The organism is Klebsiella variicola, assembly GCF_000828055.2.
Taxonomy (GTDB): domain Bacteria; phylum Pseudomonadota; class Gammaproteobacteria; order Enterobacterales; family Enterobacteriaceae; genus Klebsiella; species Klebsiella variicola.
Map to the genome: position 1 here is coordinate 2429270 of NZ_CP010523.2, position 15246 is coordinate 2444515.

13 protein-coding genes are annotated in these 15246 nt (G+C 59.4%); 7 read left to right on the forward strand and 6 right to left on the reverse strand.

All coding sequences use genetic code 11. The features are described 5' to 3' along the window. Positions 1–13 precede the first annotated feature (13 nt). The 3 genes from cybB to SP68_RS11445 all read left to right on the forward strand — a co-directional run bounded on the left by cybB (position 14) and on the right by SP68_RS11445 (position 2066). The gene (gene cybB, locus SP68_RS11435) at positions 14–541 is read left to right on the forward strand and encodes a cytochrome b561 (protein WP_008804655.1); all 528 of its coding nucleotides are present in this window, start codon (positions 14–16) and stop codon (positions 539–541) included. 106 nt (positions 542–647) lie between these two features. Beyond that, positions 648–923, forward strand: a complete 276-nt coding sequence (locus tag SP68_RS11440) for a metal/formaldehyde-sensitive transcriptional repressor (protein ID WP_004101746.1) — start codon at positions 648–650, stop codon at positions 921–923. Between the two features lie 24 nt (positions 924–947). Next, positions 948–2066 carry an S-(hydroxymethyl)glutathione dehydrogenase/class III alcohol dehydrogenase gene (locus tag SP68_RS11445; RefSeq protein ID WP_012968056.1) on the forward strand — a complete coding sequence of 373 codons (1119 nt, stop codon included), beginning with the start codon at positions 948–950 and terminating at the stop codon, positions 2064–2066. Positions 2067–2135: 69 nt separating this feature from the next. On the opposite strand, the gene SP68_RS11450 is transcribed toward SP68_RS11445, so the two are convergent. From SP68_RS11450 to pcaH, 4 genes are all read right to left on the reverse strand, one after another. Next, the gene (locus SP68_RS11450; protein ID WP_040968578.1) at positions 2136–4508 is read right to left on the reverse strand and encodes a glucose/quinate/shikimate family membrane-bound PQQ-dependent dehydrogenase; all 2373 of its coding nucleotides are present in this window, start codon (positions 4506–4508) and stop codon (positions 2136–2138) included. 296 nt (positions 4509–4804) lie between these two features. Further along, a complete protein-coding gene (locus SP68_RS11455; RefSeq protein ID WP_012541541.1) occupies positions 4805–5728 on the reverse strand; it encodes a LysR substrate-binding domain-containing protein in 924 nt (307 codons plus the stop codon). A gap of 175 nt (positions 5729–5903) precedes the next feature. Beyond that, a complete protein-coding gene (gene pcaG, locus SP68_RS11460; RefSeq protein ID WP_008804659.1) occupies positions 5904–6524 on the reverse strand; it encodes a protocatechuate 3,4-dioxygenase subunit alpha in 621 nt (206 codons plus the stop codon). Next, positions 6521–7261, reverse strand: a complete 741-nt coding sequence (pcaH, locus tag SP68_RS11465) for a protocatechuate 3,4-dioxygenase subunit beta (RefSeq protein WP_008804660.1) — start codon at positions 7259–7261, stop codon at positions 6521–6523. Before pcaH ends, pcaG begins: the two co-directional genes overlap by 4 nt. Positions 7262–7500: 239 nt before the next feature. Here pcaH and hglS point away from each other — a divergent pair, with 239 nt between their 5' ends. Beyond that, positions 7501–8844: a 2-oxoadipate dioxygenase/decarboxylase HglS gene (gene hglS, locus SP68_RS11470; RefSeq protein ID WP_008804661.1), complete on the forward strand. Its 1344-nt coding sequence runs from the start codon at positions 7501–7503 to the stop codon at positions 8842–8844. Between the two features lie 41 nt (positions 8845–8885). Then, on the forward strand, positions 8886–10391 hold the full coding sequence (locus SP68_RS11475; RefSeq protein ID WP_032730519.1) for a carboxylesterase/lipase family protein: 1506 nt from the start codon (positions 8886–8888) through the stop codon (positions 10389–10391). 54 nt (positions 10392–10445) lie between these two features. On the opposite strand, the gene SP68_RS11480 is transcribed toward SP68_RS11475, so the two are convergent. After that, entirely contained in the window at positions 10446–11534 is a 1089-nt protein-coding gene (locus SP68_RS11480) for an NAD(P)-dependent alcohol dehydrogenase (protein ID WP_023340246.1), read from the reverse strand. A 439-nt stretch (positions 11535–11973) separates the two neighbouring features. On the opposite strand from SP68_RS11480, the gene SP68_RS11485 reads away from it, so the two are divergent. Both SP68_RS11485 and rimL read left to right on the forward strand, forming a co-directional pair. Further along, the gene (locus SP68_RS11485; RefSeq protein WP_012541545.1) at positions 11974–13629 is read left to right on the forward strand and encodes a glucan biosynthesis protein D; all 1656 of its coding nucleotides are present in this window, start codon (positions 11974–11976) and stop codon (positions 13627–13629) included. A gap of 53 nt (positions 13630–13682) precedes the next feature. After that, positions 13683–14261: a 50S ribosomal protein L7/L12-serine acetyltransferase gene (gene rimL, locus SP68_RS11490; protein WP_008804665.1), complete on the forward strand. Its 579-nt coding sequence runs from the start codon at positions 13683–13685 to the stop codon at positions 14259–14261. Here the strand turns inward: rimL and ydcK are convergent. Further along, positions 14247–15227 carry a YdcK family protein gene (gene ydcK / locus SP68_RS11495; protein WP_008804666.1) on the reverse strand — a complete coding sequence of 327 codons (981 nt, stop codon included), beginning with the start codon at positions 15225–15227 and terminating at the stop codon, positions 14247–14249. The two genes, rimL and ydcK, sit on opposite strands and share 15 nt — an antisense overlap. Between the last annotated feature and the right edge of the window lie 19 nt (positions 15228–15246).

Genomic DNA, 15246 nt, shown 5'->3' on the forward strand with positions numbered 1-15246 from the left:
TTAAGGAAATTCCATGCGCGATAAATATTCGGGGCTGCAGATCGGTATTCACTGGTTGGTCTTTTTGCTGGTGGTGGTGGCTTATGCGGCAATGGAGCTACGTGGATTTTTTCCCCGTAGTGACCGGCCGCTGATTAATATGATTCATGTCTCCTGCGGGATCACCATCTGCGCGCTGATGGTGGCGCGTTTGCTGGTGCGGCTGAAGTCGCCAGCGCCGCCGATCGTGCCGAAACCGTCGCCGATGATGACCGGTTTTGCTCATCTCGGCCATCTGGTTATCTATCTGCTATTTATTGCCTTGCCGCTGATCGGGATGGTGATGATGTACTGGCGCGGAAATCCCTGGTACGCCTTTGGCCTGACCATGCCGTATGCCCCACAGAGCGATTTTGAGCGGGTGGATACCCTGAAGGCGATCCATGAATGGTTAGCCAACGCCGGGTACTTCGTCATTGGCCTGCATGCCCTTGCCGCGCTGGTCCATCATTACTGGTGGAAAGATAATACCCTGCTGCGGATGATGCCTCGTAAGCGCTAAATGATCGTTACCCTTTTTGCCTGACCCCGTCCCGCGACGGGGTTTTTTTTGCCTTTATGGGTAATAAAATATAGTATACCCCCCTATATGATACGGAGGCGTAATCGTGCCACATTCACCTGAAGATAAAAAACGGGCGCTCAGTCGCGTACGCCGCATCCGCGGCCAGGTCGAGGCCCTCGAGCGCGCGCTGGAGTCCGGCGAACCCTGCATGACAATCCTGCAGCAGATTGCCTCGATTCGCGGTGCGGCAAATGGCCTGATGGGCGAAATGGTGGAGATCCACCTGCAGGACGAGCTGGTTAGCGGCGAGACCACCCCGGACCAGCGGGCCGCGAGAATGGCAGAGGTCGGTCATCTGCTACGATCCTATTTAAAATAACATCACGACGAGGAAGAGACAGTTATGAAATCACGCGCAGCAGTTGCCTTTGGTCCTGGCCAGCCGTTAAAAATCGTTGAGATTGACGTCGCGCCGCCGAAGAAAGGCGAAGTTCTGGTGAAAATCACCCACACCGGCGTGTGTCACACCGATGCCTTTACCCTCTCCGGCGACGATCCAGAGGGTGTTTTCCCGGCGGTACTGGGCCATGAAGGCGGCGGGGTTGTCGTGGAAGTGGGCGAGGGCGTTACCAGCCTTAAGCCGGGCGACCACGTGATCCCGCTGTATACCGCCGAATGCGGCGAGTGCAAGTTCTGTAAGTCGGGTAAAACCAATCTCTGTCAGGCGGTGCGCGCCACCCAGGGCAAAGGGTTGATGCCGGACGGCACCACCCGTTTCTCCTATAACGGCGAACCGATTTATCACTATATGGGCACCAGCACCTTCAGCGAATATACGGTTTGCGCCGAGATCTCGCTGGCGAAAGTCAATCCGCAGGCGCCGCTGGATAAAGTGTGCCTGCTGGGCTGCGGTGTCACCACCGGTATCGGCGCGGTGCACAACACGGCGAAGGTCAAGCCCGGGGATAGCGTCGCGGTCTTTGGTTTAGGCGGCATTGGTCTCGCGGTGATCCAGGGCGCGGTGCAGGCGCAGGCCGGACGCATTCTGGCGGTCGATACCAATCCGGATAAGTTCACCCTGGCAAAAGAGATGGGCGCAACCGACTTTATCAACCCGAACGACTACGATAAGCCGATTCAGGATGTGATTGTCGAGTTGACCGACGGCGGGGTGGATTTCAGCTTCGAGTGCATCGGCAATGTCAACGTGATGCGCGCCGCGCTGGAGTGCTGCCATAAAGGCTGGGGTGAGAGCGTGATCATCGGTGTAGCCGGTGCGGGCCAGGAGATCAAGACCCGTCCGTTCCAGCTGGTGACCGGCCGCGTGTGGCGCGGTTCCGCCTTCGGCGGCGTGAAAGGGCGCAGTCAGCTGCCGGGAATGGTGGAGGACGCCATGGCTGGTAAAATTCGCCTCGACCCGTTTATTACCCATCGCCTGCCGCTGGAGCAGATTAACGAGGCCTTTGATCTGATGCATGAAGGCAAATCGATTCGCACCGTGATCCACTTTGGCGACCAGTAATCGCTAACGCTGATGGCGTATCGTCACCGATAAAAAAAGGGCCCGGATGGGCCCTTTTGCTTAGGTCGATCAGTGATGATCCGGGAGCGCGTAGGCGATGATGTAATCGCCGCGATCCGGTGACTGACGGGCGCCGCCAGCATTGATAATAATGTACTGCTTACCGGTTTTCGGTGAGACGTAGGTCATCGGGCCGGACTGGCTACCGACCGGCAGACGCGATTTCCAGATCTCTTTCCCGTTCGCGGTATCAAAGGCGCGCAGGTAGAAATCCTGGGTACCGGCGAAGAACAGCAGTCCGGACTGCGTCGACAGCGACGCGCCAAGGGTCGGCATGCCGATCGGAATGGGCATGTGCATCCGGATCCCCAGCGGCCCGGTATCTTCTACGGTGCCAACCGGTACCTGCCACACCAGTTTCCCGGTTTTCAGATCCACCGCGGACATGGTGCCGAACGGCGGTTTCTGGCACGGAATGCCCAGCGGCGACAGGAAACGTTCGCGCATGGCGCCAAACGGCGTACCTTCCATCGGCACGATGCCCATCTCGATCCCGCTGGCGTCTTTCGCCACCTTCGCGCGCGGCACCATATAGTTGGCGAGACCCAGACGCATATCGTTGACGAACATCAGGCTGTTGTTCGGATCCACCGAAACGCTGCCCCAGTTCATGCCGCCGAGCGAGCCCGGGAACTGCAGGGAACGGTCTTCTCCTGGCGGGGTAAAGACGCCCTGATGGCGCATCTCTTTGAACTGAATACGGCACAGCAGCAGGTCGATCGGTGTCGCCCCCCACATATCGGATTCGGTCAACGTCTGGTTGCCGATCATCGGCATCCCTACCGAGTAAGGTTGCGTCGGAGAGTAGCGTTCACCTTTGACGTTGCCCGCCGGTACCGGACGCTCTTCCACTTTGGCCACTGGCTCGCCGGTCTCGCGGTTGAGCATAAAGATCATGCCCTGCTTGCTGGTCTGCACCAGCACCGGGGTGGTACCACCCTTGCCGTCAGGCAGATCGTACAGCAGCGGCTGAGACGGCAGGTCAAAGTCCCACAGATCGTGGTGCGTGGTCTGGAAGTGCCAGCGCACCTGGCCGGTGGTGGCATCCACAGCCACGATAGAGGAGCTGTATTTATCGTCCAGCGCGGTACGTTCGCCGCCAAAGAAATCTGGCGTGGCGTTGCCGGTTGGCAGATAGATCAGATTCAGCTTCGCGTCGTAGGACATCGCCGACCAGACGTTTGGCGTACCGCGCGTATAGGTCTGGCCTTCCGGCGGAACACCGGTCAGCGCTGGATTGCCGGGATCCCACGCCCACGCCAGTTTGCCGGTGTGGACGTCAAACGCGCGGACCACGCCCGGCGGTTCGCCGGTGGAGTAGTTATCCGCGACGCGACCGCCCACCACTACCACATTGCCCGCTACCAGCGGGGTGGAGGTCTGCTGATAGTAGCCCGCTTTCACTTCACCCATGCCGACGCTGAGGTCGACAATACCGCCATCGCCGAAGCTTTCGCACAGTTTGCCGGTATCGGCATCAATGGCGATCAGGCGGGCGTCGATCGTCGGCAGGAACAGACGACGGGAACAGGCGGCAGGCTGCGTGCCTGACGCTGGCGCGGTTTGCGCCTGGCTCTCTTCGTAATAGCCTAAGCCGCGGCAGCGCTGCCAGTTGGGCGAAGAGGATTTGGAGTCATAACGCCATTTCTCTTTTCCGCTGTCCACATCCAGCGCCAGCACTTTGCTGTAAGGGGTGCAGACGTACAGAGTATCGCCAATCTGCAGCGGGGTGTTTTGATCTTCCGCCCCGGAGCCATTGCTCTGCGGGATATCGCCAGTATGCGCCACCCAGGCCACCTGCAACTGGTTGACGTTCTGTTTGTTGATTTGGTCCAGCGCGGCGAAACGGTCGCCGTGGGTGGTGTTACCCCAGTGCGCCCAGTTTTTCTGCTGTTCGCCCGGCGCGACGGGCTTCACTGGCACCGCTTCAGTGGCGCTAACCAGTGGTTCGGATTTGAACATCCAGCCAAAGCTCACCGCCAGCGCCACGGCGAGAACGGCGGCGACGCCATATGCCGGGCCTTTTTTCGCCGGTGGGGTGGCGAAGAAAGGCCAGACCAGGGCGGCAAGGAAGGCCAGGACGCCGAGCGCAAACAGGCGCGAGAAGAGCGGCCAGTAGCTCCAGCCAGCGTCACTAATCGCCCAGATCACCGAGGCGATAAACGCCACGGCGTATAACAGAATACCGCCGCGGCGGTTGCGGAAAATCAACACCGCCGCGATGACCATGACCACGCCCATCAGCGCGAAGTACAGTGTACCGCCGACGAGGGCCAGTTTTGCCCCAAGAATACCCACAGCCAGACCGATGATGAGCATCAGTCCGGCGAGAAGCCACTGCAGGATCCGGGGGAATCCGCGCGGCGCGTTGCCAGTTGCCATGTAATCTCCTTAACCACTCCCGCCACTTCATCATGAACCAAATGAAACAGGTGTTTTCTGTTTTATTTTTGAATGAAGAGGTTTGTACCTTCATAAACGCAGGTTTATTGCTTGATGTGATTTCAAATGAACCATTTGGTGAAATCGCGATATGATAGATCTGTTAAAGAAATTTACGCAATTGTTAATGAATGATTTCGCACTAAATGATTATTTTGCTAAATGTGTTGCGCCGTCCGTCGCACCACATCGACGTACGTAGGCTCCCCGGCAGGGCTACCGGGGAGAAAGCGGGGTCAGGCAGGCATTGACTTGCGGATGGCGCTGAGCAAGGTTTGCGTACCTGGCGTGAGCGTCGCATCGACGCGGGTCAGAATGCCGATGGGCTCTCCGGCGCCCTGGGTGGCAATCGGCAGGGCGCTCAGCACACCCCGGCGAAGATCGTCTTTCACCGCCCCGGAAGGTACGAACCACACATAGTCAAAATCGACCGTCAGCTGGCGTGACAGCGAAGCCGAGAGGGTCTCGATACAGCCCGCGGGCATTTTACAGCCCTGGCTCTGGAGCAGCGTTTCGGCGTTTTGCCGCGGTACGGTGCCCTTCGGCGAAACGACGACGGGCCACTCCATTACCCGGCTCAGGGTCACGGTCTCCTGAAGCAGGGGGTGTCCCGGGCGAACCACCAGTTTCAGGGATTCGAGGAACAGCAGTTCATAGTTGAGTCCACTCATCAGATCCGGGTCGGACATGCGTCCGATACCGATATCGATCTCCCCGGATTTTAACCCCGCCAGCAGCATGGTGTTGTTCATGGTGGCGACCTGCAGCGTGATGTCTTTTTGCTGCTTATGGAACTGGCCGATCACCGTTGGCAGGATCCCCAGCGCGGCGGTAGGCAGCGCGCCGATACGCACAATGTCGTTATTCAGCCCCTCTTTACGGTTCAGCGCCTGACCCGCTGAGTTAAGGGCATCAAGTACCTTAACGGCATGAGTCAGAAACTGTTCGCCGACCAGGGTGAGTTGCGCCCCCAGGCGGCCCCGCTCGAACAGCCGGGTACCGGTTAGCTGTTCAAGCTCGTTAAGCGTTTTCGAGAGTGCAGGCTGGCTCAGATTTAAAGTTTCAGCCGCGCGCCCCAGCGTTCCCTGTTGAGCGACGGCCACGAAGGTGTGTAGATGGCGCAAGCGAATGCGCTGACTGAAGAGACCATTTTTTTCCATAGTAGATGATGTTAAAAACACAGCGGTGAAAGAGACAAGCGGCCTTGTTTAAATTTGATAACCAGATAGCAAAATATTATTAACATTTGACCTGATTACATTACAAGATCTTTCCCCACGGTTTAAAACGCCTTCCCCCCGCAGGACGAGGGGAAGGCGTTTATCGGCGTGGCCGCTAGATATCGAAAAAGACGGTTTCGTTTTCGCCCTGCAGATAAATATCGAAGCGATAGACCACTTCCGAACCACGAACCTCGCGTTCGGCGATTAAGGTTTTGCGTCTCACTTCCCACTCGATCAGATTCAGCACCGGGTCGCTGGCGTTGGCCTCATGTTCATCGGCGAAATACATCCGTGTGTTCAGGCCGATGTTGATCCCCCGGGCGACCACCCACAGGTTGACGTGCGGCGCCATCAGGCGGCCATCGCGGCCGACAACCGGGCCCGGCTTAATGGTGTCAAAGCGCCAGACGCCGGAGGTGAAATCAGAGCAGGTACGCCCCCAGCCGCGGAAGCCCGGGTCGACAGCTTTCTGCTGCTGACGGTCGTCAGGATGGTTATAGCGTCCTGCGGCGTTGGCCTGCCAGATCTCCAGCAGCACATCACGGACCGGTGTTCCGGAGCCGTCGATAACCCGGCCTTCAATGGTGATCCGCTCCCCGGTGGTATCCGCGGTGGTGAGGACCGGGCCAAAGTTTTTCTCAAAAATATGAAAGCCCGCGGCGTCAGGCGCCAGACCGATATGAACATAGGGTCCCGCCGTCTGCGAGGCGGTTTCAGGCAGATACTCTTTCATCGGGCGGCCCCCTGAGTGCGATTTTCAAACAGCGTGGCGCGATGGCCGCGCAGAACAAGGTCAAAGCGGTAGGCCAGACAATCCAGCGGTACGGCGGCGTGCATGTCCAGCTCGGCGATCAGCGTGCGCACGGCGTCGTCATTATTAATGGTTCGGACGATCGGACACTGTTTGATCAGCGGATCGCCTTCGAAATACATCTGAGTGATCAGGCGCTGCGCCCAGGCTTCACCCGAGAGCGAGAAATGAATATGCGCCGGACGCCAGTCGCTGGCCTGGTTACGCCACGGGTAGGGGCCGGGCTTGATAGTGCGAAAACAGTAATAGCCGTTTTCATCGGTCAGCACCCGGCCGCAGCCGCCGAAGTTCGGGTCAATCGGGGCCAGATACTGATCTTTTTTATGTCGGTAGCGGCCGCCGGCATTGGCCTGCCAGACTTCCACCAGGGTGTTTTTCATCGGTCGGCCAAAACCATCGCGCACGTAACCGTGCACAATGATCCGCTCGCCAATCGGCAGGCCTTCTTTGGCGTAATTAAGGATAAGATCGTTATCCAGAGGGCCCAGATCGTCACGGCTAAAGACCGGCCCGGTGATCTCTGACAATGAGTTCTGCAGGGAGATCAGGGCATTCTTCGGTGAGCGCAGGACGCTGGTTTTATAGCCCGGCGCGTAAGCGGGCGGGTGGCTACTGTAATCGCGATGGATAACCTCGCGCGGGGACCATTTGTCGTTCATCGGGTACTCCGTGTAGACGGTAGAGGGGCATGTTGTTGTAATGTCGCCAGAAACAGTGTGTGTAAATGTATTGTTAATTTAAAGTGAAATTACCGGGTGTTTTTCATAACCGTGGGTTATGTTTTGTGCAATGACTGCTAGCGGAAGCAGGTTATCGCCATCACAGTTTGTAAATTCTTCCCCCCGCCAGGAGGCAGCTTTCCTACACTCCAGGAAGTATTCACTGGAGGTAACACATCATGGCGAACACCATCACGGCTGATGAGATTCGGGAGCAGTTTTCGCAGGCCATGTCGGCTATGTACCAGCAGGAAGTTCCGCAATACGGGACGCTGCTGGAGCTGGTGGCTGACGTCAATCTCGCGGTACTGGAAAATAATCCGCAGCTGCATGAACAACTGGCCAATGCCGACGAGCTGGCGCGCTTAAACGTGGAGCGCCACGGCGCAATCCGCGTGGGCACAGCGGAGGAACTGGCGACGCTGCGTCGCATGTTTGCCATCATGGGGATGTATCCCGTCAGCTATTACGATCTCTCACAGGCCGGCGTGCCGGTCCATTCCACGGCCTTTCGTCCCATCGACGATGCCGCGCTGGCGCGCAATCCGTTTCGGGTTTTCACCTCGCTGCTGCGCCTGGAGCTGATTGAAAATCGCGCCCTGCGCGAGCGGGCCGAGGCCATCCTTGCCCGGCGCAAAATCTTTACCCCCCGCTGTCTGGCGCTGATTGCGCAGTATGAAGCTGAGGGCGAATTCACCTCTGCCGACGCGCGCGAGTTTGTGCAGGAGGCGCTGGAGACCTTCCGCTGGCACCGGCATGCCACCGTCGATGAGGAGACCTACCATGCTCTGCATCGCGAGCACCGCCTGATTGCCGATGTGGTCTGCTTTCCGGGATGCCATATCAATCACCTCACGCCGCGGACGCTGGATATTGACCGCGCCCAGGCCCTGATGCCCGAGTGTGGTATTGAACCCAAAGCGCTGATTGAAGGGCCACCGCGCCGGGAGGTCCCGATCCTCCTGCGGCAGACCAGCTTTAAGGCGCTTGAGGAGCCGGTGATGTTCGCCGGTGAGCATAAAGGCACCCACAGCGCCCGCTTTGGCGAAATTGAGCAACGCGGCATTGCGCTAACGCCAAAAGGACGCGCACTGTACGACCGACTGCTGCAGGCGGCAGGGACAGGAAAGGACAATCTCAGCCATCAGCTGCATCTGCAGGAGGTATTCCGCGAATTCCCCGACAGCGAATTTCTGCTCCGTCAGCAGGGGTTGGCCTGGTTTCGCTACCGCCTGACGCCCGCCGGCGAGGCGCATCGCCAGGCGTTTCGCCCGGGGGACGATCCGCAGCCGCTGATTGAGCGCGGGTGGGTGGTCGCCCAGCCGATTATTTATGAAGATTTTTTACCGGTCAGCGCGGCGGGCATTTTTCAGTCTAATCTGGGCAACGAAACGCAGGCGCGCAGCCACGGGAATGCCAGCCGCGAAGCCTTTGAGACGGCGCTGGGCTGCCCGGTGGAGGATGAGTTTGCCCTGTACCGACAGGCGGAGGAGCGCAGCAAACGACGTTGCGGTCTGCTGTAAAATCAGTACCCTGCTGGCATCAGCCTTACAGGGAGCAGGTTATGCAACATCCGTCGAAACCGTTGGCGAAAACCCGCCAGGGAACCGTATCCGGGAGCGCAGAGCAGGGGATCCATATCTGGCGCGGCATTCCGTATGCCGCGCCGCCTGTGGGCCCGCTGCGCTGGCGCGCGCCGCAGCCTCCTGCCCGCTGGCAGGGCGTCCGCCAGGCCGACGCCTTTTCCGCCGCCAGCTGGCAGGACATTGACTACTGCCGTGAGCTCGGCGGCGGCGATCCCGGCGCTTTCAGCGAAGACTGCTTATATCTCAATATCTGGGCACCTGCTGCTGCGGCGCAGCCGCTGCCGGTGATGGTCTGGCTGCACGGCGGCGGGTTTACCATCGGCGCCGGCAGCCTGCCGCCTTACGATGGCAAAGCGTTAGCCAGCCGCGATGTGGTGGTGGTGACGGTCAACTACCGGCTGGGCCATCTCGGCTTTTTCGCCCATCCGGCGCTGGAAGAAGAGGCGGGCGAACGTCTCTATAATTTCGCGCTGCTCGATCAGATTGCCGCCCTGCAGTGGGTTCAGGAGAATATCCACGCCTTCGGCGGGGATGCCGCCAACGTCACGCTGTTTGGCGAATCCGCTGGGGCGCGCAGCGTGCTGTCGCTGATGGCCTCGCCGAAAGCGAAAGGGTTGTTCCATAAAGCGATTATTCAGAGCGGGTATACGTTACCCGACCTGCCGCGAGAGAAGGCGCTGGAGAAAGGCCGCCTGCTGGCGGAACACTTTGCCTTACCGCAAGCCAGCGCTGAGGAATTGCGGGCGATCCCGGCGGAGGCCTTCTGGTCGCTCACCGCGCCGCTGAACACAGGGCCGGCCCCCATCGTCGGCGACGCGGTGCTGCCGCAGCCGATGCTGGAGACCTTTTTTGCCGGGCGCCAGCATCCAATGCCGGTGATGATCGGCTCCAACAGCGATGAAGCCAGCGTGATGGCCGTGTTTGGCGTCGATATCGCCGGGCAGATCCAGAAGCTGCGCCGTGAGCGCCGCCTGGGACTGGGGCTGATCAAACTCCTTTATCCCGGCGTGAAGGGCGATGAGGCGCTGGGGCGGGAAGTGTGCCGCGACATGGCCTTCACCACCCTCGGCTATGTGGTGATGCAGGCGCAGCAGCGCGTGGGGCAGCCGTGCTGGCGCTACTGGTTTGATTATGTTGCGGAGGCGGAGCATGACACCTATCCGCACGGCGCCTGGCATGGCAACGAGGTGCCCTACGTGTTTGATAACCTGCGGTTGACCGACCCGGTGTGTCAGTATGCCAGCGAAGCGGATCTGGCCTTCGCCGCTCAGGTGGCTGACTATTGGGCCCAGTTTGCCCGCGTCGCCAGCGGCGACCAGGCGCTTGCCGGCGCGGTACGCTGGCCAGCGTGCCTGCGCGGACGGGATCGTCTGTTGCGCATTGGCCTGCATAAGCGTGCCGGCTTTAAAGTGGAAAATCGCTTTATGCGCGCCCGGCTGGCGCTGTTTCGCCGGGTGATGAAGCATCACGTGACGCTGGAGTAAATGCGCTGAGGTGCGGCTGAGCAACTGCCGCCACCGGTTGGTGGCGGCATTCACTCACATCACAACCACGGGCTTTATCACCTTGCCAGACGCCGAATCGGCGAAAGCCTGGTTGATATCGGCCAGCGGGTAGCGAACGATAAGCTTATCGATAGGGAATTTCCCCTGCTTATACTGCTGCACCAGCAGTGGAATAAACAGCGCCGGGACGGCATCACCCTCAATCACCCCGACCAGCGACTTGCCCTCCGCCATCAGATCGTTCTGCACGTTAAAGGTGATATCCCCGGTAAAGCCGACGATGGCCACCGTACCTAATGGTTTCACCGCGTGTACGGCCTGCAGCACGATGGCCGATACGCCGGTGGTTTCCACCGCGTAGTGAGCGCCTTTGCCGGTGATCTGTTTGATCAGGGCCACGGCATCCTGTTCCTTGCCATTGATCTGATGGGTGGCGCCCAGTTCGCCCGCCAGGGCGAGGCGACTGGCATGAATATCGACAGCGATGATCTGAGAGCAGCCGGTTAATTTCGCCGCCATGATGGCGCTGAGCCCCACGGCGCCGCAGCCAAACACCACAATCGATTCCCCAATCACCGGTTTCAGGCGGTTGAGCACCGTCCCGCTGCCGGTCTGGATGCCGCAGCCCAGCGGGCCGAGCAGGGTGAGATCGACCTCCGGGTCGACCACCACGGCGTTGCTGGCGCGGGTGACCACATACTGGCTGAAGGACGACTGGCCAAAGAACAGGGACAGATCCTGATCGCCCAGCCGATAGGGGGTGGTGCCATCCTCGCGTCGGCCGCCAAAATTAAGCGTATTAAAATTTTCGCAAGCTGAAGGGTGGTTGCTTAAACAATTTTCGCAATGGTGGCAGGCGGCATAGCTGAGCACCACGTGGTCTCCGACTCTGATACCGCTGACCGCCTCCCCGACGCTGGCGACGATCCCGGCGCCTTCATGGCCGAGGATGGCAGGCATAGGCACCACTCCCGGGTTATCGCGCATCACCGCGTCGGTATGACAGACCCCGGTGGCGACAATTTTCACTAATATCTCATCCTTCCCCGGAAGGGAGACGTCGACATCCTTGATGACGAAAGGTTGCTGGTAGCCCAGCGTGACGGCTGCTTTCACTTGCATGGCATGACTCCTGAATGAATTCCCTGGAGAGCGTGGCGGGACAGCCCGAACGGCTCTCCCGTGTTGGCCGCTAACATGAAGAAATATAGCGGTTACCGGTGAAAAGTTAGCACCGGATGTGGCGGAAATTTGCGCCAATCGTGCCTAAAAAAAACGCAGGGCGGCGGGGCATAGGTGTGATGAATATACCGAAGCGAGGAAGAGCTATCCGCTCAATGGTCAGGCGAAAAAGCGGCCGGCAGTCTGTTCTTTCCCCGGCCGCACGTCGAAGGAAAAGTAAAAAAACGGGTTGTTCCGGTAGACAGGGCTTTTTTACCTTTTTTCTGCGGGCAACAATTGGATTATTAATCGTTTTTGTCTAGAGTGGGCGGAATTTATCACGCAGCGTGATGACGCGTTGCGAATCAATTCACCCGTGCAGAAGGACGCTTTCTCAGGCATGAACCGCAGACGTTTTCTTAAATCTTCCATGGCTGTTGCCGCCGTATGCGGGACGTCAGGAGTCGCTTCCTTATTCAGTCAGGCCGCTTTTGCCGAAGACGCGGGTATTGCCGACGGGCAAACGCGTCGTTTCGATTACACCGTGCTGCAGGCGATGGCCCACGATCTGGCGCGCCAGCCATGGGGCGGCGCCCCGCGCGATCTGCCGCCGACGCTGGCCAATCTGACTCCGCAGGCTTATAACAGCATCCAGTATGACGCCAACCACTCGCTATGGAACAACATCGAAGAACGCAAACTGGACATCCAGTTTTTCCACGTCGGGATGGGGTTCCGTCGCCGCGTGCGGATGTTCTCTCTTGACGCCGCCACTCAGCAGGCGCGCGAGATCCATTTCCGCCCTGAGCTGTTTAAGTACAATGACGCCGGGGTCGACACCCGCCAGCTGGAAGGGCAGTCCGACCTCGGCTTCGCCGGATTCCGGGTGTTTAAAGCGCCGGAGCTGGCGCGCCGCGATATCGTGGCGTTCCTTGGCGCCAGTTATTTCCGCGCGGTAGACAGCACCTACCAGTACGGCTTGTCGGCTCGTGGGCTGGCGGTAGACACCTTTACCGATACCCCGGAAGAGTTCCCTGATTTCACCTCCTTCTGGTTCGAAACGGTTAAAGGGGACGCCACGGTCTTTACCGTTTATGCGCTGCTGGATAGCCCGAGCATCACCGGGGCCTACAAGTTCACCATCCATTGCCAGGATACCCAGGTCATCATGGACGTGGAAAATCACCTTTATGCCCGCAAGGACATCAAACAGCTGGGTATCGCGCCGATGACCAGTATGTTCAGCTGCGGCAACAACGAGCGCCGGATGTGCGATACCATCCACCCGCAGATCCACGACTCCGATCGGCTGTCGATGTGGCTGGGGAACGGCGAATGGGTCTGCCGGCCGCTGAATAACCCGCAGAAGCTGCAGTTCAACGCCTTCCAGGACAAGAACCCGCGCGGCTTCGGTCTGCTGCAGCTGGACCGCGATTTCTCCCATTACCAGGACGTGATGGGCTGGTATAACAAGCGCCCCAGCCTGTGGGTTGAGCCGCGTAACCAGTGGGGGAAAGGGGCGGTCAGCCTGATGGAGATCCCCACTACCGGCGAAACGCTGGATAATATCGTCTGCTTCTGGCAGCCGGAAAAAGCGGTGAAGGCGGGCGACGAACTGGACTTCCGCTACCGTCTCTACTGGAGCGCGCAGCCGCCGGTGAGCACCCCGCTGGCGCGTGTGCTCGCCACCCGCACCGGGATGGGGGGCTTCCCGGAAGGCTGGGCGCCGGGCGAGCACTATCCGGATAAGTGGGCGCGTCGTTTTGCCATCGACTTTGTCGGCGGCGATCTGAAGGCCGCCGCGCCGCGCGGTATTGAACCGGTGATCACCCTCTCCAGCGGGGAAGCGAAGCAGATTGAGATCCTCTACGTCGAGCCGTTCGATGGCTACCGGATCCTCTTCGACTGGTATCCGACCTCCGACTCGACCGACCCGGTGGAGATGCGCCTGTTCCTGCGCTGTCAGGGCGAAGCCATCAGCGAAACCTGGCTCTATCAGTACTTCCCGCCGGCGCCGGATAAACGTAACTACGTTGACGACCGGATCATGAAATAATCCCGTGACAGCCGCGGCCCGCAGGCAACCCCTGCGGGCCAGTAGAGAGCCCCATGACTACAGACATTCCCGCAGTACCTGAGACGATCCCGGTGACCGACGCACTGACGCTTATCGCGATTGATGAGCGCTACGTCAGCGATCTGCACCAGCTGGTGGTGAAAAACCGCCACTGGCTGCAGCAATCGCTCAACTGGCCCGCCGAAGTGAACAGCGAAGAGGAGACCCGCCGCCATGTGCAGGGTAACGTGATTCTGCATCAGCGGGATTACGCCAAAATGTTTTTGCTGTTTCTCGACCATCGACTCGTGGGCGTCCTGTCGTTCAACCAGATCGAGCCGCAGAACAAAACGGCCTATATCGGCTACTGGATCGATGAAGATCACCAGGGGCAGGGGCTGCTTTCCCGCTCCCTGCAGGCCTTTATCCACCATTATGCCCGCAGCGGGCTGGTGCGCCGGTTTGTGATCAAATGCCGGGTGGCCAATACCCGCAGTAACCAGGTGGCGTTGCGCAATGGGTTCGTTCTTGAAGGTTGCCTCAGGCAGGCCGAGTATCTGAACGGCAGCTATGACGATCAGAATATTTACGCGCGCATTATTGACCGCGACGAGGCGCTAGAGGGCGCCTAACAGCGGCGTGCGGGTGATGTGCTGCTGGCCGTCAAGCGTTTTCGGGCCGCGCAGATGAATGGCCTCTCCCTCCTGTGCGGCAATCTGCACCTCGTCATTGATGGAGACCTGGTGCTCAACGATCACATCGCCGATGATGACGGTCCGCCCCTGGATCAGCACATCGTCGTCGAGCAGAATCGGACCACCGCGCAGCTGCGCCTCGCCACCGACCATCGCCCGGTGCTTTAACAGGCAGTTGCCTTCAATCACCGCATTCTCCGCCACCTGCGAACTGTAGCGCACGGTGGGAATGGCATCCTCTCCGCGACCGGCGATCAGTCGCGCGTGACCATAAACCCGGGCGTTATCGCACACCCAGACGTCGTTTTCTTCGTTCCCCTCCAGTCTTGCCTGGTCGAACACTTCTGCGCGATGTTCGACAAAAGCGTGCTCGACAAAGGCATCGCCGTAGATTTGCGCCTGATGAAGAATACGCGAGGCGCTAACGGTGGCTCGCTGATAAATCTGCAGGACTTTGTCGCGATCGGCGGTCAGACCGCGGGCGGCAATCACCTGGCAGTGCGGCAGGAGACGCGCCTCGTCGGCGAGGCGACAGTAACCGCGCACCAGACTATGATTAATCGTGACGTTGTCACTTATCTGCGCGTGATGGCTAATGTGCGAGGCATGAATGCATGCCCGTCCGCCGATGGCGGCCTCGTGGCTGACCACGCAGGGCCCGGTTAAGCGAGCGTCGTCGCGGATACTTGCCCCGGCGAAAACCACGCTGTTGGCATCGTAGATCCAGCACTCTCCCTGTTGGCTGAGAGCGCTTTCCGCGTCCACCCAACCGCCTTCGCTGCCTGCTTTGACGTCAGCGAAATCGATAAGCGCCACTATCTGGCGCAGGGTGACGCTCTGTTTGCCAGCCTCCTCTTGGTAACAATACTGCCGGGTCTGTTCGCTGAGACGGTATTTACGCATTCCCGATCCTCATTACTTA

What these genes read in the sequence shown, in the direction of transcription:
- hglS (WP_008804661.1), top strand. Translation starts at nt 7,501, where the DNA reads ATGGCGAACACCATCACGGCTGATGAGATTCGGGAGCAGTTTTCGCAG.
- SP68_RS11455 (WP_012541541.1), bottom strand. Translation starts at nt 5,728, where the DNA reads ATGGAAAAAAATGGTCTCTTCAGTCAGCGCATTCGCTTGCGCCATCTA.
- rimL (WP_008804665.1), top strand. Translation starts at nt 13,683, where the DNA reads ATGACTACAGACATTCCCGCAGTACCTGAGACGATCCCGGTGACCGAC.
- SP68_RS11450 (WP_040968578.1), bottom strand. Translation starts at nt 4,508, where the DNA reads ATGGCAACTGGCAACGCGCCGCGCGGATTCCCCCGGATCCTGCAGTGG.
- pcaH (WP_008804660.1), bottom strand. Translation starts at nt 7,261, where the DNA reads ATGAACGACAAATGGTCCCCGCGCGAGGTTATCCATCGCGATTACAGT.
- pcaG (WP_008804659.1), bottom strand. Translation starts at nt 6,524, where the DNA reads ATGAAAGAGTATCTGCCTGAAACCGCCTCGCAGACGGCGGGACCCTAT.
- SP68_RS11485 (WP_012541545.1), top strand. Translation starts at nt 11,974, where the DNA reads ATGAACCGCAGACGTTTTCTTAAATCTTCCATGGCTGTTGCCGCCGTA.
- SP68_RS11480 (WP_023340246.1), bottom strand. Translation starts at nt 11,534, where the DNA reads ATGCAAGTGAAAGCAGCCGTCACGCTGGGCTACCAGCAACCTTTCGTC.
- SP68_RS11445 (WP_012968056.1), top strand. Translation starts at nt 948, where the DNA reads ATGAAATCACGCGCAGCAGTTGCCTTTGGTCCTGGCCAGCCGTTAAAA.
- SP68_RS11475 (WP_032730519.1), top strand. Translation starts at nt 8,886, where the DNA reads ATGCAACATCCGTCGAAACCGTTGGCGAAAACCCGCCAGGGAACCGTA.
- ydcK (WP_008804666.1), bottom strand. Translation starts at nt 15,227, where the DNA reads ATGCGTAAATACCGTCTCAGCGAACAGACCCGGCAGTATTGTTACCAA.
- cybB (WP_008804655.1), top strand. Translation starts at nt 14, where the DNA reads ATGCGCGATAAATATTCGGGGCTGCAGATCGGTATTCACTGGTTGGTC.